This is a genomic window from Erythrobacter alti (assembly GCF_037996805.1).
Lineage (GTDB): Bacteria > Pseudomonadota > Alphaproteobacteria > Sphingomonadales > Sphingomonadaceae > Alteraurantiacibacter > Alteraurantiacibacter alti.
Window position 1 is genome coordinate 47259 of record NZ_JBBNAX010000001.1, and the last position, 21461, is coordinate 68719.

A 21461-nucleotide genomic window follows, 5' to 3' on the forward strand; every position below is an offset into this window, starting at 1 on the left:
GATAACGCTGTTTTAGTAGCGATAATGTTCCGGCTTGAACGGGCCTTCCACCGGCACACCGATGTAATCGGCCTGTTGCTGGCTCAGCTTGGTCAGCTTCACACCCAGCTTGTCGAGGTGCAGCGCAGCAACCTTCTCGTCGAGGTGCTTGGGCAGGACGTAGACGTCGTTGTCGTAATTGTCGGCATTGTCCCACAATTCCATCTGCGCCATCACCTGGTTGGTGAAGGAACAGCTCATCACGAAGCTCGGGTGACCGGTAGCGCAGGCGAGGTTCACCAACCGACCCTTGGCAAGCACGATGATTTCCTTGCCATCGGGAAACTTCACGAGGTCCGTGCCGGGTTTCAGCTCGGTCCAGTCGTAGTTGCTGAGCGCACCGATCTGAATTTCGGAATCGAAGTGACCGATGTTGCACACGATGCTCATCGGCTTCATCGCCTTCATGTGATCCGCGGTGATGACATCTTCATTACCCGTGGTGGTCACGAAGATATCGGCGCGGCCAACGGCTTCTTCCATTGTCACGACTTCGAAACCGTCCATCGCGGCCTGCAAGGCGCAGATCGGGTCGATTTCCGTGACCAGCACGCGCGCGCCGCCATTGCGGAGCGACTGTGCCGAGCCCTTGCCGACGTCGCCGAAGCCGGCAACGCAAGCGACCTTGCCGCTCAACATCACGTCGGTGGCGCGGCGGATGGCGTCGACCAGCGATTCACGACAGCCGTAAAGATTGTCGAACTTCGACTTCGTCACGCTGTCGTTCACGTTGATCGCCGGGAACGGCAGTTTGCCCTGCTTGGCGAGAGCGTAAAGACGGTGAACGCCGGTGGTTGTTTCCTCCGATACACCCTTCAGGTTCTTCACGGTCTGAGTGAGATAGCCGGGCTTCTTCTGCAGGAACGCCTTGAGCGCACGCTGCATTTCGATTTCTTCTTCGTTGGCGGGCTCGGGCATTTCTTCGCCCGCTTCCACGCGCGCACCCCACAGGGCGAACATGGTAGCATCACCGCCATCGTCGAGAATCAAATTGGCAGTCGTGCCGTCGCCATCGCTTTCCCAGTCGAAGATATTGCCGACATAATCCCAATATTCAGCCAGGCTCTCACCCTTCACTGCGAAAATCGGAACATTTCTTGCCGCCATGGCAGCAGCAGCATGGTCCTGCGTCGAGAAGATGTTGCAGGTTGCCCAGCGAACTTCAGCGCCTAGTGCGGTCAGCGTTTCGATCAGCACGGCCGTCTGGATCGTCATGTGCAGCGAGCCGGTGATCCGCGCGCCCTTCAGCGGCTTGGAATCGCCAAACTCCTCGCGCGTGGCCATCAGGCCCGGCATTTCGGTTTCGGCAATATTGATTTCGGCACGGCCATAATCGGCGAGTGCGATATCCTTGATGATATAGTCGGTGAAAGCGGCATCAGCCACGGGCACTTCTCCTGAGAAATTAGGGTGAAGCGTCGCCGGGGCTCCATGCAACGCCAATGTGCCGTGCGACATAGGCGGGCAAGACGGAAGCGTAAACCCCGCACTTGTCTGGTAGGCGGGCACGATAGCGGTCTTGTATCGTTTCCCATCTGACACATATTGACCCCAGCAACTGAAGGACGGACGATTATGACGATTTCAAAAGGTGACAAACTGCCCGAAATGGAGCTGGTGAAGGCAACCGCCGAAGGCCCGGAAAAGGTCAGTTCCAGCGACTTTTTCGCAGGGCGCAAAGTGGCGCTGTTCGCCGTACCCGGCGCATTCACGCCGACATGTTCGGCCAAGCACCTTCCCGGCTATGTCGAGAATGCCGATGCGCTGAAGGCGAAGGGCGTTGACGAAATCGCCTGCACCGCGGTCAACGATGCATTCGTGATGAACGCGTGGAAGGAATCCAACAACGCTAATGAAGTCACCATGCTGGCCGATGGCAGCGGCGATTTTGCCAAGGCTCTCGGCCTCGATGCCGATTTCTCGGCCTATGGCATGGGCACACGTTCCAACCGCTACTCGATGATCGTCGACGATGGCGTGGTGAGCGAAATCAACGTCGAAGGTCCCGGCGAATTCAGCGTGTCGAACGCGGAAACGATGCTTGGCCAGCTCTAGGCTGTTACGGCAACACTGTCAGAAAGGGCGCCCGCTGCGGCGCCCTTTTTTTGGTCTGCAGATAGTGTCCTGGCCTAATCGTCCCACCGCACGTTCACGCCCAAGCTGTCGATATTATCGACAAAGTTTGGATGCGCGCGGCGGATCGGGTCGGCATCGAGGATGGTGGACTCCCCATCGATCGAAGCCGCGACCATCAACATCGCGATGGCCACGCGGATGATGTAGGGGCTAGTCACTGTAGCCGGTACGAGTTTGTCTCCGCCAAAAGTGATGAGGCGGTGCGGATCGCACAGCAGGGTGTGCGCGCCGAAGAGGCTGAGTTCGGTGTGCCATGTCAGCCCGCCCTCATAGACCTTGTTCCAGAACATCACCTGCCCTCTGGCCTTCACGCCAAGCGCGATGAAGATCGGCAGCAAATCGGCTGGGATGTAGGGCCACGGCGCGGCCTCCACCTTGGTGGTGATGTGGCTTGTGAAATTCTGCTGCACCACGAGCTGCTCGGGCGCTTCGAGGCGTGACCAGCCGTCCTTATGCGTGACATGAGCGCCGAACTTCTCGAACGTGCGGTCGATCAGCATGAAATCTTCAGGCTGAGTGTTGCGCACCGAGATATCGCCGCCGGTAACGGCTGCCAACGCGAGGAACGTCGCGATCTCGTGAAAATCTTCCACGAAGGTGTAGTCGACCGACTGGAACTTCTCGCACCCTTCGATCGACACCATCGAAGTGCCCTTGCCGCGAATCCTGGCGCCCATCTTTTCGAGGAAGGTGCACATTTCCTGCACATGCGGCTCGCAAGCAGCGTTAACGATCTGGCTGGAGCCATTTGCGGTCAGCGCGCTGATGATGAAGTTTTCCGTCGTGGTGACCGATGCGTATTCAAGCCACATGCGCGTGCCATCGCCGCGTCGTTGTTTTCGAAAAACGATGTCCTTCTTCTCGTAATCGACTTCGGCACCAAAGGCCTTGAACACGGCCACATGCGGGTCGATCTCGCGAGCGCCGAGCGTGCAACCTTTCACCTCATGCTCCAGCCGCGCTTCACCGAGGCGGGCGAGCAGGCCGGGGATCATCATGATCGATGCCCGCATGGCTTGCGGCAGCTTGGCCTTGGCAGACGAGGAAATTGTCGAGTGATCGATCCGCAGCGTCTTGGCTTCCTTGTTCCACTCTATCGTGGTGCCAAGATCGCTGAAGAACGCGTGGATGCGTGTCACATCGGTAATTTCGGGTACATTGCGAAGCATGATCGGCGCATCGCTGAGCAGCGTGGCGCACAGGACGGGAAGCACCGCATTCTTGTTGGCCGAGGGTTCGATCTTGCCCTTCAGCTTTTGCCCGCCCTTTACATACAAAGCCGTCATTCGTTTTCCTTCAATATCAATAGTCCGCGCCAGCGTGGGCGCGATCAGTAGCCCATCAGCTTAAGCACTTCTTCGCGGCTCTTGGAATCTTCGCGGAAGCAGCCGTGCATGGCGCTGGTGACCATGCTGACACCGGGTGTGCGCACACCGCGAGCCGTCATGCAGGCATGGCTCGCTTCGATCACGACTGCGACGCCGCGAGGATTGAGGTGCTCGCCAATACAATTGGCGACTTCCGCCGTCAGCCGTTCCTGCACCTGCAACCGCCGGGCATAACCGTGCAGCACGCGGGCCAGTTTCGAAATGCCGACCACGCGGTCAGTCGGCAGGTAGGCAATCGCCGCCTTGCCGATGATCGGTGCCATGTGATGCTCACAATGGCTCTGGAAAGGGATATCCTTGAGCAGGACGATCTCGTCATAGCCGCCCACTTCCTCGAACACGCGCGAGAGGTGGTATGCCGGATCCTCTTCATATCCGAGGCAATATTCCTTCCACGCGCGCGCGACGCGCTGCGGCGTGTCCAGCAGGCCTTCGCGCTCCGGATCATCACCCGCCCAACGGATAAGCGTGCGGACCGCGTCCTGCACATCTTCGGGAACGGGCGGCTTGCCGCGCGGATCGTCCTCATCTGGACCTACAAGGCTACTCATTTGTCGGCTTTTTCCTGCTCAAGCGTTTTCGTGCTCTGGCCAATAGGCTGCCAGCGCGAAAAAGGCCATGGCGCGGGGCGCGGATTTCGAACAGGTCCTCGGGTTCCTCCGGATCGAATGCCTGCCGCTCTGCGAGATCGGCCAGCAAGCCTTCGTCCACCTCAGGATGAAATGGCACCAAGTGGCGATGCGATGAGTCCCCGCCTGCGGCGATGAGATCGGCCATGCAGCCATGGCGCTCCATCAGGCCCGGCATGTTTTTCTCATCGATGCCCAGATGTTCGGCCAGCAAGGAAAAGCGCAATTTTTCGATCATCGGCCGCGCCTTGGCGTTTCTCGGCCTGTCGCAATCGATGAAGACATCGCACTCGCTGTCGAGTCCCATCGAACGGTTGTTCATGTTGGCCGAACCGATCCGCAGCACGCGATCATCGACGATCGTCAGCTTGGCATGGACATAGATCGGCGTGTCCTTGGAATAGGGAATGTAGAGATTGAAGCGGTCCTGCTTATCCAATTCGTTCAGGGCCTGTACCAATTGTGCCCGCGCGGGGGACATCGCCTGCTCTTCAAGCCAGCCTTCGGCAGCTTTCGGCATGACGATCACGAATTCCGGCGGGTCATCCTCTTGCAGACGCTTGGCAATAGCTTCACAAATCGTGCGCGAGGTGAGGTACTGGTTCTCGGCATAGACAAACCTCTTTGCCGAAGCGATCTGCTGCAGGAAGAGTTGCTCGACCTCATCGACCTTCGGCAAGCCATCGTGCTCTGCCCTGGTGCGCGCAATACCGATTTCGACATCCTCGAAATGCGGCTCCAGACCGTCCGGCCACGCGCTTCCCGGATCGGCGTGCGGAGGTGTCAGAGGCTTGCCTCCCGCCATGACCCAGCGCGCCCTTCCCAATTGATCGAGTGCGCCGGCGACTTCACCTTCCATCATCATCGTGATGTCGTGCCAAGGCTCGTAGGACTTGTCGCCCGGCTGTTTGCGCCGTTCGTCATCGCATCTGTGTTCGCGCGTGTCCCAGCGCCGGCTGGTCAGGTCGATCCCGCCGCAAACCGCAAAATCATCGTCGATCACGACAATTTTCTGGTGATGCGAGCAGCCCACGGGATGGTTGGTGTCGAATTTGAAGTCGATGCGCCTGTGTCGCCACCAGCGGAGCAGGTCGAGCATCATCGACCCGCGGCCGAGGAACAGCAGGACGCCGTAGCTCCATTTCAGGATGCGGATTTCAAGCTGCGGCCTGTTACGGTTGAGCCAGAGGATGAAGCTGCCGAGCCGTGACGGGTACTCGCGACGCCATCCCCTCTGCCACCAGCGACGACCGCGGCTCAGATGGATACGCGTATCGAAATCCCAACCGATCAGGAGGATTCGCTGCCGCGCCTTGAGCATCGCTTGCTGGATCAGGTCGAAATAATCTTCCCCGTCCACCACCACACGCACTCGGCGGGCGTGAGCATAACGCCACACGCCCGCCTCTACGGATTCGTCGTCGAAACCTTCGACCCGGTCTGCGATGTCTTTCAAACGCCCCTCCGGACCGGCAGTTCAAAATGTGAGAAGGCTATTCCTTGCCTTCTCCCATTTTCTCAGGTTTCACTTCGGCATCAGCCTTCTCGGCCTTCTTGCGCTTTTCGAATACGCAGCGCATGTGCTCGCGATCCTCGTCGGTCAAGAGCTTCTCGAACTCGGGAAAATGGTCTTCCTCTTCCTCGTTGATGTGATGCCTGTAATCGTGGTCGAGCTTCTTGAACTTGGTCAGCCAGGCAGATGACGACATGTCGGTTGCGGCGAGATCGTTCATCAGTTCTTCCAACTCATGATGCTCTGCAACCGAATGGCGCGTGGGATCGGTGGTTGGCGGCTTCCTGAGCATGGTCGAATAAAGCGCCTGCTCCTCAGCGGCCGCGTGGCCCTTTGCCTCGAGGGTGAACTCTTCGAACAATTCGCGCCGCTCTTCACTCTCTCCGCTCGTCTCGGCCAGCTTGTCGAGCAAATTGCGATGCTTTTCGTGATCCTGTTTCAGTCGGTCAAAAATACCTTCGGCCATGGTCGTGTCTCCTTTGGCCAATCAACGGATGCACACCAACGCGGTTCCACCAGTTGCGGGCAAATCGACCAAAGCACGTAGTCCACTTTGATGGCACGTGAGCCAGATGCATTAAAGGCCACCCCTCGTTGCCGAAGGATGGCCTTTAAATGGCGCGCCCGGAAGGATTCGAACCTCCGACCACCTGATTCGTAGTCAGGTACTCTATCCAGCTGAGCTACGGGCGCGCTGGAGAGCCGGGCACATAAGCGGGGCTTTCAAGCTTGGCAACCCTTATGAGCACTGTTCCAGCAATTGCTTGAGCAATGTTCGATCCATAGGAGCAAGATCAAGTCGCTGCGCCTCTTGAGGTGCGAACCAGCCCCAGTTCTGCCCATCGAGCGCCTGCACGTCGGAGCATTTCTGATTCGAGGTGTAAAGAAACAGAACGACCTGTTTGTCTCCCATCTCCTCCGCAAACGCTTGCGGTACGAGCTGGTCCGCATCCAGCGCGATCGAAAGCTCCTCGGCAATCTCACGAACCAGCGCAAACCGCGGAATTTCCCCGTTTTCTACCTTCCCGCCGGGAAATTCCCAGAGGCCTCCATGATGCCGATCGACCGCGCGTTGCTGCATCAGGACGCGCTGGTTTTCATCGAAAAGAGCAAGCGCCACGACGGGCAGCCATGTCGGAATATTTTCCATTGTGAAGCCGCCCTTCAATCAATTCTTAAGACCTTACGGGCCATTTCGATGTCACCGCGCTCTACCAATAGGGGACTATCCTGTGTCGGCGAAGATTTTCTTGAAGCACATTGCTGAAGATGAGCAGGGCGCGACGGCCATCGAGTATGGCCTCATCGTCGCACTCATTGCGATTGCGATCATTACGGCAATTCAGGGCCTCGCCGCTGAAACCGCGAATCTGTGGAACGGCGTCGAATCGAAGGCCGTCGAAGCAACTTCCAACGCACGATCTTAGGATTTTCTCAAGGAATTCCCCGTAGTCCGGGGACAGCTCAAATCGAAATACCTGTTTGAGCCGGGTACCGAAGACTTAAACCAGGAGACTAAAAATGACTTTCTTCAAGAACATGATCCGTGACGAACAGGGCGCCACCGCCATTGAATATGGCCTGATCGCTGCCCTTATCGCTGTTGCTGCCATCACTGCGATGCAGAGCCTCGGTAACGAACTCAGCACGACCTTCAACAACGTGAAGACCGAGCTGACCGAAGCGAACAAGGCTAACGCCTAATTCCTTCGCCTCACGGCAAAACAAAGAAGGGCGGCAGGGAAACCTGTCGCCCTTTCTTTTTGCGCTGACGCGATGTGCCTGAGCGCATACGAATAGGGCCGCCCCGCGAGGGACGGCCCTATTGCAATTCCATTTGGGATGATCAGTTGGCGCGGATCACGATCTTGTACTGACGACCCGGAATGACCTGCGCATCGCCAAACAACCCGTTCAACACGCGGAAGCGCGCTTCCTGTGCGTCGGTATAAGCCATCCGGCGTGCCAGTGTGGCGACAGTATCGCTGCGACCGGCTGTTACGATATCGAGCCTGCGGGGAATGACATTGCCCGCTTCGCTCGCACTGATGCGACGCATTGAGTTGTATAGCGAATTGAATGTGCCAGACTGTCCTGCAGGGGTGATCGCCTGGAAGTGGAAGGCCTGGTCAGGCGCGAATTCGTAAGCGAAGACCGTCACGTCTACCTGCTGCTGCCCATTGCTCACCGTGGCAGTGCCATAGGCGGCAGGTAATCCGTTGACTGTCGTGCGCTGGATGCTGGAAGGCGCGAGCTGTTGCTGGTCTCCGCCAATCGCCTGGAACACGGAGCTGACATAGCTGCTGAGATTGTTGTTATACGGTCCGGTCGTAAGCTGTGCACGGCCCGCGTCACCGTTGATGGTCACCGCACGCGTGCTGTTGACCATGTAGAACCCTTGCGGCGCGGTGAAAGTCAGGCGAAGTTCGGGATGGATGAACTGGCGACCTTCGATCACGCCCTGTTCGGGGTCATCACCGTAAATCATACCGTCAATACGGCTCAGGAATGTATCGCGATTGGTGACGCCGGTTGAATTGCCGGCCAGCTGCACGGCATTCTGGACACGGCCTGCAGGATCAGGGTGCGTCGATGCCCATTCGGGGATCGTCGCATTGTCGCGGCCCTGCAACTGCGCATCAAGCTGGTTTTGCGCGGCGAGACTCTGCAACAATGTGGCCATCGCACGCGCATCGTAACCTGCGCTATTCAGGTATTGGACGCCAAGTTGGTCGGCTTCGAGTTCCTGGTTACGCGAATAGCTGAGCGTTGCCAGCTGCGAACCCTGAAGGGAAAGCTGCGAGAGTTGCTGTCCGATCGGGTTGTTACCACCAAGAAGGACGGACGAAAGGATTGCACCACCGACGCCAAGCAGCTGGTTACGCTGTGCCGCAGCCTGGCGACGTGCGGAGTGGCGGGCTGCAACGTGGCCGACTTCGTGGCCGAGGACGGCAGCAAGCTCTGCCTCGTTGTTCATCAGATTGACCAATTGGCGCGTCGCATAGACATAGCCACCGGGTACGGCGAACGCATTGTTCACGCTCGAATTGAGCAGGGTGACTTCGAAAGCGTCGCGGCTGTTGGCGAGGCCCGATTGCACGGCGATATTCGCGCCGACCTGTTCGACATACTGAGCTTGCGGCCCCGTCATTTCACCGCCGAACTCGGCAACGAACTGGGGATGATACTGGGCTCCGACTTGCGCCTCTTCGGCGGTAATCGGAGATCCGGGGGCGACGTTGGCACCCGGAATGCTGGCACAAGCGGACAGCGCGAGTGAGGCGACTCCGGCAATGGCAGCGGCCCGAATTTTGCGAGAAGACAGATGCGGCATGTAAAATTTCCTCCAACCCTTAGATCCGGGCAGAGCTGTGCCCGGGCGTTGAAGACTGAACCGCTATCGCAAGCTGATGTTCCCGCGCAAAAATCCGCAGGTGCAATCGCTAGCGCTCCAGATCGCTCCCGATCGCAAGGAACCGCTCTTCGCGTTGACGGCGCAATTCTGCGGGTGGCAGGACGCTCAACGTCTCCAGCTCATCATCGATTGCGTCGGTCAGATTGGCAACAGCCGAACCCGGATCGCGATGCGCGCCCCCTGCGGGTTCAGGAACGATCCGGTCGATGACCTTGAGACCGAGCAGGTTTTGCGCGGTCAGTTTCATGGCCTCGGCAGCTTGCGGCGCCTTGGCAGCAGTGCGCCACAGGATCGACGCGCAGCCTTCGGGAGAAATTACCGAATAGACAGCGTGTTCGAACATCAGCACGCGCTCTGCACTGGCCAAGGCCACGGCGCCGCCGGAGCCTCCCTCACCCACGATTGCGGCGACCATGGGTACACCAAGTGCCAGACATGCTTCGGTCGAACGGGCGATTGCTTCTGCCTGTCCGCGTTCTTCGGCCTCGATCCCTGGGAAGGCGCCCGATGTATCCACCAGCGTCACCACCGGCAGGCCGAAACGGTCTGCGAGTTCCATCAGCCGGATAGCCTTGCGATAACCTTCGGGTTTGCCCATCCCGAAATTGTGCCGGATGCGGCTTTCGGTATCATTGCCCTTCTCGTGGCCGATCAACACCACCTTGCGGCCCTTCAGCGTGGCAAGCCCCCCCATGATGGCCTGGTCATCACCATAAAGCCGGTCTCCGCCGAGCGGCATGAAGTGGTCGAAACCCAACGTCACATAGTCATGGAAATGCGGGCGGTCCGCATGACGGGCAACCTGCGTCTTTTGCCACGGCGAGAGATTGGCATAGGTCGTTTCAAGCAACCGCGCGCTTTTCTTCTCAAGCCGCTGCAATTCATTGGAGATATCAACGTCGCCGTCTTCGCCAGCCGCGTTGCGCAGATCAGCGATCTTGGCTTCCAGTTCGGCAACGGGTTTTTCGAATTCAAGGTATTTGGCCATGCAATGCCGCTACCGCCCCGCGTCCTTCGCTGCAAGAGGATGTCGCTCGTTTACCAGCGCCACCAATCGCGCGGAGTCGACATGTGTGTAGATTTGCGTGGTGGCGATGTCCGCGTGGCCGAGTAGCGTTTGCAAGACGCGCAAGTCCGCGCCGCCTTCCAGCAAATGGGTTGCAAAGGCATGGCGAAGGACATGCGGGCTGACCTTTGCAGGATCACAATCGGCTCGCGCTGCAAGTTCTTTCACCAGTTGAAACAGGCGGATACGGCTGATGTGCCCGGTCCGCGAAGGGAACAGCCAAGGTGAATCTGTGTCGGGGCGCACCGCCATCCAGCGCGCAATGGCGACTTGCGCTCGGCGCGAAACCGGCACCATCCGCTGCTGACCGCCCTTCCCCGTTATGGTGAGAAGCGGGGCATCACGTGGTACTGCGCGCACCGGCAGGGCGACGAGTTCGGTTGCGCGAAGGCCCGAACCATAGAGCAATTCCAGCAAAGCCAGCATCCGCACCGCGGCGGGCCGTTCACTCGCGGCGACATTCTCCGCCTTTGCGAATAGCCGCTCCACTTCCTGATGCGAAAGGATCTTGGGCAATGGCCTGCGGGCTTGCGGGCGCGGCAGAGCCGCTGAGGGATCGTCCTTGCGCAAGCCTTCATCCACGCAGAAGCCATAGAATTGGCGTAGCGCGGATACCTTTCGCGCAACGGTCGATGGGGCAAAATCCGCCCACGCGCCGGTCAATCGTGCCAGATCATCCCGCGCCGCCGTTTCCAGATCGCCAATTACTTCCTCGGCGCCCTCGAGATCGCGGCGATAGGCTGCCAGCGTATTGGCCGCCGCCCCGCGCTCTGCTGCCAGCATTGCAAGGAAGCTGTCGATGGCTCCGGCCATGGTTCAAGCGCCGCGCTATCCGCGCGCGACCGCCTCCGCAGCAATCATCCGCGCTTCGGCAGAAAGGCCCACGCGGTTGAGTGCGGAAACGATGTGATAGAGGTGGCGCGGAGTCATCTGATCCCAGCTTGCACCCTGCATCCCCAGACCTGCCAGCAACACGACCAGCGCCGGGTTCTCGACTTGTGCTGCCTGCCCGATCTTCTCGCTCCATGCGCTCGAACGGGTGTAATTCACACCCAGATCATTGCCCAATTCGGTGATGTTGTTGCTCGAAAGCCGACCAAGACCAGCTAGCCCGGCAACGAGAAACGCCGATTTACGCTGCCCGGCACTGCCATCGTCATCCATGAAATTGCGCACATCGGATTCGTCTACGGTGTCGCTACCTTGCGGCTGAGCGATCGCGAGCAATGCCCAGGCTTCACTGCCTTCCTCCACAGCATTGCTCCACAGCAAGGCATTCTGGTCCAGGCCTGCTGCCAGCATCGATGCGATGAGAGGTGCGGCGCTTTCGCCAATGTCTTCGTCTACGGGAAGGCGCGCTGCCGCGTAGGCTGTCAAAACCAGCCTGCCGTAGCTATCACTGTCGCGCTGCCAGAGTTGTACGATCGCGGCAAGCCGATCTGCGACCGCAGGAGCCGTATAGGCATCGCGCAAAAGGCCCGCGTCCGTTTTCTCTTCGCGAGAATATGCGTCGCTGGCCCACAATTGCGAATAAAGATCGACCATTGCGGCGGACGACAGGATTCCACGGCCGCCAGCCGCGTCGGCCGAGGCGACGCGCGCCAGTAACGGGGTCGCGGGGATCAGGACATCGCTGCGATCGGTCCAAGCTGGTGCACCGTCGCGCAAGGCAGGCGGAATGTCCTCGCCCACCGCTCGCGCGAGTGCAAAGCGCCACGGGGTCAGTTCCTCGACTTCGTCCCACTCGATCTCGACAGCGCGTCCGCCCTGACCTGCAGCTCCGGCGTAACGCTGCGCGAGGCGAACATCGATTTCCGGCGCGACCCCGGTGCCAAGCGCGCGGCTGAGCCTGCGTTCGGCACCGCGGTTGTCACCGAGATAAGCGGCACAGATTGCTTGCAACAGTTCCCATTCGCCATCTTCGCGCAATTGCGGGTGCAGGCGAGCAGCAGGGCACATTCCCAAGACGTCGCCGGTCGCCAGATAGGCGTCGAACGCGGCATCGGTCAGCGCACGGTTGTAACTGCTGCCGTCCACGTCCTGCACCAGTGCACGGGCCACGGTGCCCTCGCCCATTGCATTCAAGGCGCGTGCCCGTAACGCTGCGAACTGGACAGGATTGAGTCCAGCTGGCGCATCCAGCCTGCTCGCCAGCGCACGGCGCATCAGGATATGTCCCCAGCGCGAGACAATAGGACCGTCACTAGCCACAAGCGCTGCCTGAACAAGGCGAGCGGGTTGGTTTGCCAGCGATGCTGCCGGAAAACCGCCCTCTGCCTGCGAGAGGACTCCAACTTCGGCGACGGCACGGCGCGCTGCGGCCGGAATATCAAAGCGCGGGCGCAGGCCGAACACCTCGTTCAACTCGTCCTCTTCCATGGCTTCCAGTTCACGAAGCGATGGCAGATTGGCAGGCAAGGACGCTCTTGGTGCACTGCTGCCTGAGCTCCCGCCAGGTATGGGCTGCACCACAGGCGAGGAACCAGACCCGCCAGAAGGCGCAGCGGGCGTCACCGGCCGCGCCGCGGTTGCGCTTGGTGCAGGAGCCGGTGCTGGTGCCGGCGTCGGCGTGGATTGCGGTGGGGGATTGCGAAAAGCTGGCGGCAGGAGATCTTCCGGATCACCCGCAAGGGCGATCGAGGAAGACAAGACCAGCGCGGAGCCGCCAAACAGTAATGCGATTTGCTTCACAAATTATTCTCCGGCACGTTCACTGGCTCCACGATCTGCCGTTGTTCCATACGACCGCCATCGAACCATGCGACAAGCAAGACTACCAGCAAAAGCCCGAGGGCGACCAGCGTGAACATCAGGCGTTTTGACACCTCTTGGCAATTCCCGTTTCTCGTCTCGTCTGCCAAACAAGTTGTTCAGCCGACCTTGCCAGCGCGGTTAGCCCAACTATAGGCCATGCGGCAATGACCATTGCCCGTAATCTGCCTGACGATAGTCTGATCCGCTCCGTCCGCGCACGGCTGAACGGCCCGTTGGTGCTGGTCGGGATGATGGGTGTCGGAAAATCCACTGTGGGCCGAAAACTTGCACACACGATGGAAATGGACTTCACAGACGCCGACGACGAGATCGTTACAGCGGCCAACATGTCCGTGGCCGAAGTATTCGACAAATATGGCGAGGATTACTTTCGCGACGGCGAGCGGCGGGTTATCGCGCGCCTGATGGAGGAAAGCGGGTCTGGCTGCGTCATTGCAACCGGTGGTGGCGCATTCCTTCAGACCGAGACACGCGAATTGATCCTCGAAAAAGGCGTTGCAATCTGGCTTGATGCTGAAATCGAAACACTGGTGGAAAGGGTGAAACGCAATGATCGCCGCCCGCTTCTGCGCACCGGTGACATTCCGGCGAAAGTCACGGCCATGAAGACGGAGCGCGAGGCGATCTATGCGTTGGCTCCGATCCATGTAAAAAGCGATACAGGGCCGCACCAGGTGGCCGTAAACCGCATCATCGAGGCGCTTGACGAATGGCTGTGATCGAAGTGGCACTGGCCGGGCGCGAGTATGATGTGCGGGTCGAACATGGCCTCCTCACTGACATAGCAAACCAGTGCGGTCCGCTGCTGCGCAAGGTTCGAGTGCCGATAGTCACCGATGCCAATGTCCATCGGCTGTGGGGCGAAGCTGTCGAGGCATCTCTTGCGGCAGCGGGTAAAGAGGCTCGCTGGATGATCCATGCACCTGGCGAGAGCGCGAAAAGCTGGGAGGGCCTTTCGCGAACGGTCGAATGGCTGCTGGCCGAGGAAGTGGAACGTGGTGATCACATCGTCGCATTGGGCGGCGGAGTGATCGGCGATTTGACCGGCTTTGCAGCTTCCATGCTCAAGCGCGGGTGCGGATTCGTACAGGTGCCCACGACTCTGCTCGCGCAAGTCGATTCGAGCGTAGGTGGCAAGACCGCGATCAACGTCGTGGCAGGCAAGAACCTTGTTGGCGCTTTTCATCAGCCTGGTCTGGTGTTGGCCGACACTGACGCCCTCGCCACCTTGCCGCCACGTGAGATGCGTTGCGGCTATGCCGAAGTCATCAAATACGGCATTCTCGGCGATGCAGCGTTTTTTAACTGGTGCGAAGCGAACGGAAGCGACGTACTGACGCACGATGCGGCAGCAGTCGAACAAGCCGTCACCAAGAGCGTACAGGCCAAGGCCCATATCGTGGCAGAGGACGAGCGTGAGACTTCCGGCGCACGCGCCTTGCTCAACCTCGGACACACCTTCGGACACGCACTTGAGGCCGAAACCGGCTACTCGGACCGCCTCCTGCACGGCGAAGCAGTAGCGCTCGGCATGGTGCTGGCGGCACGATATTCTGTGCGTTGCGGAAACATGCCCGAAACCGATGCGCGGCGGATCACTGCGGCGATCGACACCGCCGGATTACCGGCAGAACTATCGGCTTTGGGTCTGGAATGTTCTGGCGAGGATCTCACCCGGCACATGTTGCACGACAAAAAAATGGACGCCGGCACCCTACCCTTCATCCTGTTGCGCGGAATCGGTCAGGCGTATCTCGACCGCGATGTCGAGCTGTCTGATGTCGCCGCCTTCCTTTCGGAGCAGTTGCAGGCGCATTAGACCCTGTTCAGTCCTCGTCAGCGAAAATGCCGATTTCATTCACCCCGTTGCTGTCCGCGCGGCCGCGATACATGCCCGATGTGTTGAACGAAAAGGCAGTTTCACCGCGTGCAGAGACGACGATCACTCCGCCACTGCCGCCCAGTTCCTCGACCTCAGCGATTAGATTGTCGCCCGCTTCATCCGGCCCCATGCCCGACAGCAGCATCAGGTCGCAGATCGATTTGGCGACGACAGCGCGGATGAAATATTCTCCTGAGCCGGTCGCCGACACGGCACAAGCACGGTTGTCGGCATAGGTCCCTGCACCGATGATCGGGCTATCGCCGATCCGGTCCCAACGTTTGCCCGTCATACCGCCTGTCGATGTGCCAGCGGCCAGATTGCCAGCCCGGTCACGCGCCACCGCGCCAACCGTGCCGAACCGATGCTCGTCATCTTCCACAGCTACTTCGCTTGCACGGAAACGTTCGAGTGCTTCCTGCCGCGAGGGTGTGATGAAGAACTCAGTGTCGGCACGCTCCAGCTCGCGATCTCCCGCGAACTCTTCTGCGCCCTCGCCGCTCAGGAACACGTGGCGGCCATCTTCCATCACCGCACGCGCCAGCAGGATCGGATGGCGAATGGTCGATACACCGGCGATCGCCCCCGCGCTCCGGTCTGCCCCGAGCATTATCGAGGCATCGTGTGAAATGCCGCCATCCCACGTCAGCACCGCGCCGCGCCCGGCATTGAACAGGGGATCATCCTCAAGCAGTGTGATGACTGTCAGAACGGCATCTTCGGACGTGCCGCCATCGCGCAAGATTGCCGCCCCTGCATCAAGAGCGGCTTGCAACGATGTCGTGTAGGCCGCCTCGCGTTCCGCCGTTATCGCGTCACGTTGCAGCGTGCCTGCCCCGCCATGGATGGCGATGGACCATTCCGCCTGTTCGGGATCGTGCGCGGCAGCGTGGGCCGGAAGCAGGATAGCGCAAAGCGGAATCAGGAAGCGCAGTAATCTGGAATGGTGCGGCATGGAGGTCCCTCTCTCTATTGTCGCGCCCTTGTGCGGCGAAGAAAGAGAGGTTTCAAGAGAGGCCTTTGTGCGGGTGCAAATCCAGGCAAGTCCAGTCGGCAAACGCCGCGTCGATCAACAGCGCGCGATGGCAGTCGGCGGTCTCTTCACAATAGCACAGCAGGCAGGTGCGCTTTGCCTGCGCCAAGGCCTGCAACTCCGCCATTTGCGCAAGCGCCTCGGGCAATTCGAGTTGGCCTTCATAAATACGTTTGAGGGTCCCGCGATCTCCGCGACGAGCAGCGTCACGCCCTTCCTTTGGTGTGCCAAGGTGTCTGAAATGGCGGTACTGCATACCCGCTTGTTCGATTGCTTCAGCCAGAGAAGTCTTCGAAAATCCCGGCCGACGCGACAGCGGAAGTGCACGGATATCAGCAAGCACTTCGACCCCGGCATCGATCAAAGCGCTTAGCACTCCATCCTGCGTCGCTCGCGCATAACCGATCGTGAGAATTTTGCTGCTCATTCAATCCCCGGCGGAGGCAGGGCATCGGGTGCCCGACGCAGATGCGGATAGATCACGTAATTCTTCTCGTTCGCAATGGGATTGCCCACCCCTTCGACCTCAAAATCACCGCAAGCTTCGCGATAGGAGGCGATGTCAGGGTCCGCCGGGTCGAGCGGATTTGGCCCGGCCCAGGTCATCGGCTCGCCAAGTCTCGCCGCGATTTCTCCGTTCACCCGGTTGATGAGTACGTAATAGCCTTCCGCATCGAGATCGAGTCCCGTTTCGGCGTGGAACCACGCGAGTTTTTCGGTATCATTATCACCAAACCCGCGGATGAATACGCAACCATCTCGCAAGAAGATGCGGCCACTGAACGCTGCCTCCATTTGCCAGCCGGTGCGAACCTGTGAAGCCGGCCAGGTTCGCACGGCAGGCAAGGCGGCCTCGCTCACCGACGCTGCGACCAGTGGCTGTTGGAAATACCAGCGGATGTGCGGCGGCACGGTCCAGCGATTTTCCGCCACCCATTGGTCAAATTCTTCGGCGGTCAGGAGGGTATCGATGCTCTGAATCGAGGAATCGTCATCCTTGCCCGCTAACCCGTGACCCATCACCGCTCCTCGGTCCTCCAGGCGGGTCAGCCACAAATCCCCCAGTTCCTTTGCATTGCCAAGAGGAGACGCAGTTGGTTCTCGGAAAGTTTCTGCCTGTTCGATTTCCGGAGCGTTGGCGATCAACGCGGCATAGTCCGGGCTCGGCGCTTCCAGCTGGGTCGCATACTCGCGATCTTCGGATGATCCAGCATCCTTCACGCCAGCTCCGCATGCAGCAAGCGCGATAAGTGATAACAGCATGATTTGGCGCATGATAATCTCCTGCGCACAAGATCGCTTATCACCGCTGACACAGCGCTGAACGTGGTGTTCAGCACAATGCTCAGCGCATCAGGACCAGTTCTTCCGCCATGGTCGGATGGATAGCCACGGTCGCGTCGAAATCGGCTTTGGTGAGGCCAGCCTTCACCGCAATTGCCGCCGCCTGCATCATTTCAGGCGCTTCCGGGGCGATCATATGGATGCCGACGATCCGGCCATTATCACTTTCACAGATCATCTTCATCAGCGACCGCTCGTTACGACCGGCGAGCACGTTCTTCATTGGGCGGAAATCGGAAAGATAGACTTTCACGGAACCAAGTGCGTTCTTGGCTTGACCCTCCGTCATGCCGACCGAGGCGATCGGAGGGTGGCTGAAAACGGCGCTCGGCACGCAATCATGTTCAACGGCAACCGGCTCTCCATCACCGAACACCGTATCGGCAAACGCCTGCCCTTCGCGAATTGCGACCGGCGTCAGTTGGATACGGTCGGTCACGTCGCCCACGGCATAGATGTGATCGACATTGGTCTTGCTGAAGCGATCGACCGCGATGGCGCCATTCTCACCGAGCTCGATCCCGGCATTTTCAAGTCCGAGACCCTCGGTGTTGGGAACGCGGCCTACTGCCCACATGACCTGGTCGACACGCTCCTCTTCGTTGTCGGACATCTTCACTAGGAACCCGCCGTCTTCGCAGGGTTCGACATTTTCGAAGATCGTATTGAATTTGAACTCTATGCCCTTGGTCATGGATATCTGCAGCAATCTGTCTCGCACCGCCTCGTCATAGCCGCGCAACAATTGGTCACCGCGATTGACGAGCGTGACCTTGCAGCCGAATTCGTTGAAAATGCCCGCAAATTCATTGGCGATATACCCGCCGCCGGCGATGATGATCCGCTTTGGCAGCTTGTCGAGATGGAAAGCCTCGTTGGAGGTAATGCCATGTTCTGCACCCTGGCATGTGGGCAATCTCGGTCGGGCGCCCGTGGCAATCAGTATGTATTTGGCGGTCACGACCTTGCCGCTTGCCAGCGTGATTTCGTGCGGCCCGGTGATTTCGGCACGTTCGTGAAATATCTCGACACCGTGGCTTTCGAGCGTGTCGGTATAGGCGTCATTGAGCCGGTCCACATCCGCCAGAACATTGTCGCGCAGCGTAGGCCAGTCGAAGCGCTTTTCGCCGATTTCCCAGCCGAAGCGCGCGCAATCGTCCAGATCTTCCGCAAAATGGGCACCGTAGACGAGCATCTTCTTGGGCACGCAGCCTCGAATTACGCATGTTCCGCCCACGCGGTGCTCTTCGGCTATGGCAACCTTCGCGCCATGGGCTGCAGAAACGCGGCTGGCGCGGACGCCTCCCGAACCGGCACCAATAGTGAAAAGATCGAAATCGTAGTCGGACATGCAGATGGCTCCTTGGGGCACGGAATGTGCCGCCTATGGTCCATCGCAATTCGTCCCGCAACCGCGGTCGGTTTCAGCTTTCCAGGAAAGGCGCGTAATCGCGCAGCAATTGCCACGCGCGCAAATCTTCGAGCGTGACCAGCCCTTCGTCCTTGATTCCCGCCTGACGTTTGAGCAAGCGCATGACTGCTGCGCGCTCGGTCTCGCTGGCGCTTGGCATGGTCACCAGCACATCGGGATTATGCTCGAAAGGCGCGTCGAACAGCATGGCGCAATTCATGGGGTCAAAGCCGAATCCAAGGAATACAAGCCGTTTGCCCTGCACCACTTCAGCCAGCATTTGCCGCTTGAACCCGCGCTGCTGGTCGCGCTCCGTGGCGGTGTGAATCTGTTCGACTACCGAATGGAAATCCTCAGGCTCGACATCACCCCAATTGGCCACGGGTGCATCGCCTGCCTGCCACTCAAGCTTTCCGGGCGTGCCATAGGGATGAATGATGCGCAGTTTCTCCGCAACGAGCGAACGCGCGTCGGTCAGGCTCATGCCAAAAGCCATGTGCAAGGCCCACGGCAGGTAATTCTCTATCGAACGGTCATAGTTGAAGCACACGATCGAAAGATTATCGAAGCAGCTTTCGGCCTTTGCACGCGGAACGCCGTTCACCAACGCGCGGGAGAGCTGGAAGAGCCAGTTCTCTGTACCGCGAAGCGGCAGGTCGCCGGGGTCGCGCGGCTCCGTACCCATGGGACAGGCCGCTTCCGTGCTGAGAGTATAATGCGCGATCGCGAGCTTGCCCACGGCGAGCACCAGCGGGTTGTCGCCATGCTGTTCAAGAATTGCGTCGATCGAATGGGAGATGCGCGCCGCAGACCGGATCACCTGACCCGCCTCCCGCAGCATATCTTCCTTCACCCGCGCTTTCTTGGCCACGACCGCGATATGCGATGCCATGGCTGAGATGTCGTCGCTCTCGAGACCGCTTCCCAAACGCTGGAAATCGAACCCCGCAGCAATACGCGCGAGGAATTCGCGACCGTCAGGGAATTGCAGCTCGCAAGAGGCACCCGCGCCGACAACCAGCGTGGTCTTCGTCCTGATCATTGCGCCCGCAGCTCCCCATCATGTGACATGACGGGAAGCCTAGGGCTGCGATGCTTAATATTTGGCTAGGATTGGCGCGAATTCAGCGAGACATCAGCCCTGCGAGCGACCGCGGCCTCCACCACCGCCACCGCCACGTCCACTGCGACGACGCTGCTGGCCGCCGGGCTTGCCGCCCTGCCCGCTGCGCTGCCCTTGCGGACGGCTCTTGCCACCCGCGTGACGGCTGCGCTCGCTGGAACCGCCGCGCGGCTTGGGCTTGACCCGCTGGCCCTGCTGCTTGGGTGCCGGCTTGGTCGGACCGACGCCTTCCACCACGGCACGGAAGTTTTCTGGCAAGTCGAGGCGCTCGAATTCAGCATCGGTGTTGCGGCAGATATCCTTGAGATACTGACGCTCGTCCTCGGCACAGAAGGCAATTGCAACCCCATCTGCACCCGCACGCGCGGTACGTCCGATACGGTGAACATATTGTTCGGGCACGTTGGGCAGTTCGTAATTGATGACATGCGACACGCCGGGAATGTCGATCCCGCGCGCGGCCACATCGGTCGCAATCAGGATAGGCGTCTTGGCGCGCTTGAACTCATCCAGAGCGCGAACGCGCTGCGGCTGGCTCTTGTTGCCGTGAATGGCGTTGGCCGGAATATTCGACTGTGCCAGCTTCTTCACCAGACGGTCTGCGCCGTGCTTCGTGCGGGTGAAAATAAGCACCCGCTCGAACGCGCCCGGAGTGGGATGGCGTTCCATGAGAATCATTTCGAGCAAGGCAGGCTTTTCGTCCTGCTGGACCATGAACAGATATTGCTCGATCCGCTCTGCCGTGGATGCGGCGGGCGTTACCGATACTGTGACCGGGTTGTGGCAATATTTGCCGACCAGTTCCTTGATCTGCTTGGGCATGGTGGCGCTGAAAAACAGGGTCTGGCGTGTGTCGGGCACGAGCTGGCTGATCCGGCGCAGCGCGTGGATGAAGCCGAGGTCTAGCATCTGGTCAGCCTCGTCCAGCACAAGAATTTCAACGCCGGATAGGTTGAAAGCCTTCTGGTCGATCAGGTCGAGCAGCCGGCCGGGCGTGGCGACAAGGATGTCGCAGCCGCGATGCAGCTTGTTGCGATCCTTGTTCACGCTTGTCCCGCCAACGATAGAATGAACCTTGAGGCCCGCCAAAGCGCCGTAATCCTTGGCAGACTGGGCGATCTGGCCGGCCAGTTCGCGCGTCGGTGCAAGAACCAGCATACGGCAGCTTTTGAACGGGATCTGGTTATCGGCCCTGCGCAAGTTATCGATGCTGGGAAGCATGAAAGCGGCGGTCTTGCCGGTGCCCGTCTGCGCGATGCCGAGCAGGTCGCGGCCTTCGAGCACGGCAGGAATAGCCTGCGCCTGGATCGGCGTCGGCTCTGTATAGCCCTGCACGTCGAGCGCCTGCATTACAGGCTGCGAAAGACCAAGGTCTTTGAATTGAATAGTCATTTAATGTGTTAAACTCGCAAAATATGCGGCGCGCGACTTGCCCCTTGGCGGATTCCGGACGGAATCGTCGCACGGCGCGAGTGTCAAAACGACCCGCGTGAAAAGGGAAGTCTCAGGTAAAAGGACCGAAGGGCTGCCGGGGCTGTGTAGCTTTCTCACTACCGCCGCTTCACGCTGGCGCACGCTTCGATGAGCTGCATGTGGTGCATTGCAGCATCAAAAGCAAGGAAAGAAAGCAACTTCGACATTCTCTATCGTCGGTTGTCTTGTACAAAATCGACAGTCAATCGCTGCTTGATTGCGATTATGACTTCA

22 protein-coding genes and 1 tRNA gene are annotated in these 21461 nt (G+C 59.5%); 5 read left to right on the top strand and 18 right to left on the bottom strand.

Features of this window, described 5'->3' with window-relative positions; translation table 11 throughout:
- Positions 1 to 12: 12 nt before the first annotated feature.
- Positions 13 to 1431 (bottom strand): adenosylhomocysteinase, encoded by a 1419-nt coding sequence (gene ahcY, locus AAC850_RS00170; protein ID WP_340586176.1) that lies wholly within the window; start codon positions 1429 to 1431, stop codon positions 13 to 15.
- Between the two features lie 183 nt (positions 1432 to 1614).
- Here ahcY and AAC850_RS00175 point away from each other — a divergent pair, with 183 nt between their 5' ends.
- Complete coding sequence (locus AAC850_RS00175) at positions 1615 to 2094, top strand: peroxiredoxin (RefSeq protein WP_340586178.1); 480 nt, start codon at positions 1615 to 1617, stop codon at positions 2092 to 2094.
- Between the two features lie 74 nt (positions 2095 to 2168).
- On the opposite strand, the gene AAC850_RS00180 is transcribed toward AAC850_RS00175, so the two are convergent.
- The 6 genes from AAC850_RS00180 to AAC850_RS00205 form a co-directional block, all read right to left on the bottom strand.
- A complete protein-coding gene (locus tag AAC850_RS00180) occupies positions 2169 to 3461 on the bottom strand; it encodes a UDP-N-acetylglucosamine 1-carboxyvinyltransferase (protein ID WP_340586180.1) in 1293 nt (430 codons plus the stop codon).
- A 44-nt stretch (positions 3462 to 3505) separates the two neighbouring features.
- Positions 3506 to 4114, bottom strand: a complete 609-nt coding sequence (folE, locus tag AAC850_RS00185; RefSeq protein WP_340586182.1) for a GTP cyclohydrolase I FolE — start codon at positions 4112 to 4114, stop codon at positions 3506 to 3508.
- Positions 4107 to 5648 carry a phospholipase D-like domain-containing protein gene (locus tag AAC850_RS00190; RefSeq protein WP_340586183.1) on the bottom strand — a complete coding sequence of 514 codons (1542 nt, stop codon included), beginning with the start codon at positions 5646 to 5648 and terminating at the stop codon, positions 4107 to 4109. Before AAC850_RS00190 ends, folE begins: the two co-directional genes overlap by 8 nt.
- A gap of 37 nt (positions 5649 to 5685) precedes the next feature.
- Entirely contained in the window at positions 5686 to 6171 is a 486-nt protein-coding gene (locus AAC850_RS00195) for a hemerythrin domain-containing protein (RefSeq protein WP_340586185.1), read from the bottom strand.
- A 150-nt stretch (positions 6172 to 6321) separates the two neighbouring features.
- Positions 6322 to 6398: transfer RNA gene (locus AAC850_RS00200), tRNA-Arg, on the bottom strand.
- Between the two features lie 46 nt (positions 6399 to 6444).
- The gene (locus AAC850_RS00205) at positions 6445 to 6873 is read right to left on the bottom strand and encodes a (deoxy)nucleoside triphosphate pyrophosphohydrolase (protein ID WP_340586186.1); all 429 of its coding nucleotides are present in this window, start codon (positions 6871 to 6873) and stop codon (positions 6445 to 6447) included.
- Between the two features lie 64 nt (positions 6874 to 6937).
- Between AAC850_RS00205 and AAC850_RS00210 the strand changes: the two genes are divergently transcribed.
- Entirely contained in the window at positions 6938 to 7132 is a 195-nt protein-coding gene (locus AAC850_RS00210) for a Flp family type IVb pilin (RefSeq protein WP_340586188.1), read from the top strand.
- Between the two features lie 94 nt (positions 7133 to 7226).
- Entirely contained in the window at positions 7227 to 7409 is a 183-nt protein-coding gene (locus AAC850_RS00215) for a Flp family type IVb pilin (RefSeq protein WP_340586191.1), read from the top strand.
- Positions 7410 to 7551: 142 nt separating this feature from the next.
- Here the strand turns inward: AAC850_RS00215 and AAC850_RS00220 are convergent, their stop codons facing one another.
- The 5 genes from AAC850_RS00220 to AAC850_RS00240 form a co-directional block, all read right to left on the bottom strand.
- Positions 7552 to 9039, bottom strand: coding sequence for a M48 family metalloprotease (locus AAC850_RS00220; RefSeq protein ID WP_340586193.1), 1488 nt, complete (start codon positions 9037 to 9039; stop codon positions 7552 to 7554).
- Positions 9040 to 9148: 109 nt separating this feature from the next.
- Positions 9149 to 10108 (bottom strand): acetyl-CoA carboxylase carboxyltransferase subunit alpha, encoded by a 960-nt coding sequence (locus AAC850_RS00225; protein WP_340586195.1) that lies wholly within the window; start codon positions 10106 to 10108, stop codon positions 9149 to 9151.
- Between the two features lie 9 nt (positions 10109 to 10117).
- Positions 10118 to 10999, bottom strand: coding sequence for a tyrosine recombinase (locus tag AAC850_RS00230; protein ID WP_340586197.1), 882 nt, complete (start codon positions 10997 to 10999; stop codon positions 10118 to 10120).
- A 15-nt stretch (positions 11000 to 11014) separates the two neighbouring features.
- A complete protein-coding gene (locus tag AAC850_RS00235) occupies positions 11015 to 12604 on the bottom strand; it encodes a hypothetical protein (protein ID WP_340586198.1) in 1590 nt (529 codons plus the stop codon).
- Positions 12605 to 12873: 269 nt separating this feature from the next.
- On the bottom strand, positions 12874 to 13011 hold the full coding sequence (locus tag AAC850_RS00240) for a hypothetical protein (protein ID WP_340586199.1): 138 nt from the start codon (positions 13009 to 13011) through the stop codon (positions 12874 to 12876).
- A 93-nt stretch (positions 13012 to 13104) separates the two neighbouring features.
- Between AAC850_RS00240 and AAC850_RS00245 the strand changes: the two genes are divergently transcribed.
- Together AAC850_RS00245 and aroB are read left to right on the top strand one after the other, a co-directional pair.
- Complete coding sequence (locus AAC850_RS00245) at positions 13105 to 13680, top strand: shikimate kinase (protein ID WP_340586201.1); 576 nt, start codon at positions 13105 to 13107, stop codon at positions 13678 to 13680.
- Positions 13671 to 14780 carry a 3-dehydroquinate synthase gene (gene aroB, locus AAC850_RS00250; RefSeq protein WP_340586202.1) on the top strand — a complete coding sequence of 370 codons (1110 nt, stop codon included), beginning with the start codon at positions 13671 to 13673 and terminating at the stop codon, positions 14778 to 14780. Before AAC850_RS00245 ends, aroB begins: the two co-directional genes overlap by 10 nt.
- Before the next feature lie 7 nt (positions 14781 to 14787).
- Here the strand turns inward: aroB and AAC850_RS00255 are convergent, their stop codons facing one another.
- From AAC850_RS00255 to AAC850_RS00280, 6 genes are all read right to left on the bottom strand, one after another.
- On the bottom strand, positions 14788 to 15798 hold the full coding sequence (locus AAC850_RS00255; RefSeq protein WP_340586204.1) for an isoaspartyl peptidase/L-asparaginase family protein: 1011 nt from the start codon (positions 15796 to 15798) through the stop codon (positions 14788 to 14790).
- A gap of 52 nt (positions 15799 to 15850) precedes the next feature.
- Positions 15851 to 16303: a DUF488 domain-containing protein gene (locus tag AAC850_RS00260; protein WP_340586205.1), complete on the bottom strand. Its 453-nt coding sequence runs from the start codon at positions 16301 to 16303 to the stop codon at positions 15851 to 15853.
- Positions 16300 to 17151, bottom strand: coding sequence for a hypothetical protein (locus tag AAC850_RS00265; RefSeq protein WP_340586207.1), 852 nt, complete (start codon positions 17149 to 17151; stop codon positions 16300 to 16302). Before AAC850_RS00265 ends, AAC850_RS00260 begins: the two co-directional genes overlap by 4 nt.
- 70 nt (positions 17152 to 17221) lie before the next feature.
- Complete coding sequence (gene gorA, locus AAC850_RS00270) at positions 17222 to 18571, bottom strand: glutathione-disulfide reductase (protein WP_340586209.1); 1350 nt, start codon at positions 18569 to 18571, stop codon at positions 17222 to 17224.
- 73 nt (positions 18572 to 18644) lie between these two features.
- Positions 18645 to 19673, bottom strand: a complete 1029-nt coding sequence (locus AAC850_RS00275) for a hypothetical protein (RefSeq protein WP_340586210.1) — start codon at positions 19671 to 19673, stop codon at positions 18645 to 18647.
- 93 nt (positions 19674 to 19766) lie between these two features.
- The gene (locus AAC850_RS00280) at positions 19767 to 21146 is read right to left on the bottom strand and encodes a DEAD/DEAH box helicase (protein ID WP_340586211.1); all 1380 of its coding nucleotides are present in this window, start codon (positions 21144 to 21146) and stop codon (positions 19767 to 19769) included.
- Positions 21147 to 21461: the final 315 nt, after the last annotated feature.

Coding starts and splice junctions, on each gene's coding strand:
- AAC850_RS00175 (WP_340586178.1), top strand. CDS start 1,615: ATGACGATTTCAAAAGGTGACAAACTGCCCGAAATGGAGCTGGTGAAG.
- AAC850_RS00180 (WP_340586180.1), bottom strand. CDS start 3,461: ATGACGGCTTTGTATGTAAAGGGCGGGCAAAAGCTGAAGGGCAAGATC.
- folE (WP_340586182.1), bottom strand. CDS start 4,114: ATGAGTAGCCTTGTAGGTCCAGATGAGGACGATCCGCGCGGCAAGCCG.
- AAC850_RS00195 (WP_340586185.1), bottom strand. CDS start 6,171: ATGGCCGAAGGTATTTTTGACCGACTGAAACAGGATCACGAAAAGCAT.
- AAC850_RS00215 (WP_340586191.1), top strand. CDS start 7,227: ATGACTTTCTTCAAGAACATGATCCGTGACGAACAGGGCGCCACCGCC.
- AAC850_RS00220 (WP_340586193.1), bottom strand. CDS start 9,039: ATGCCGCATCTGTCTTCTCGCAAAATTCGGGCCGCTGCCATTGCCGGA.
- AAC850_RS00225 (WP_340586195.1), bottom strand. CDS start 10,108: ATGGCCAAATACCTTGAATTCGAAAAACCCGTTGCCGAACTGGAAGCC.
- AAC850_RS00230 (WP_340586197.1), bottom strand. CDS start 10,999: ATGGCCGGAGCCATCGACAGCTTCCTTGCAATGCTGGCAGCAGAGCGC.
- AAC850_RS00245 (WP_340586201.1), top strand. CDS start 13,105: ATGACCATTGCCCGTAATCTGCCTGACGATAGTCTGATCCGCTCCGTC.
- aroB (WP_340586202.1), top strand. CDS start 13,671: ATGGCTGTGATCGAAGTGGCACTGGCCGGGCGCGAGTATGATGTGCGG.
- AAC850_RS00255 (WP_340586204.1), bottom strand. CDS start 15,798: ATGCCGCACCATTCCAGATTACTGCGCTTCCTGATTCCGCTTTGCGCT.
- AAC850_RS00260 (WP_340586205.1), bottom strand. CDS start 16,303: ATGAGCAGCAAAATTCTCACGATCGGTTATGCGCGAGCGACGCAGGAT.
- AAC850_RS00265 (WP_340586207.1), bottom strand. CDS start 17,151: ATGCGCCAAATCATGCTGTTATCACTTATCGCGCTTGCTGCATGCGGA.
- gorA (WP_340586209.1), bottom strand. CDS start 18,571: ATGTCCGACTACGATTTCGATCTTTTCACTATTGGTGCCGGTTCGGGA.
- AAC850_RS00275 (WP_340586210.1), bottom strand. CDS start 19,673: ATGATCAGGACGAAGACCACGCTGGTTGTCGGCGCGGGTGCCTCTTGC.
- AAC850_RS00280 (WP_340586211.1), bottom strand. CDS start 21,146: ATGACTATTCAATTCAAAGACCTTGGTCTTTCGCAGCCTGTAATGCAG.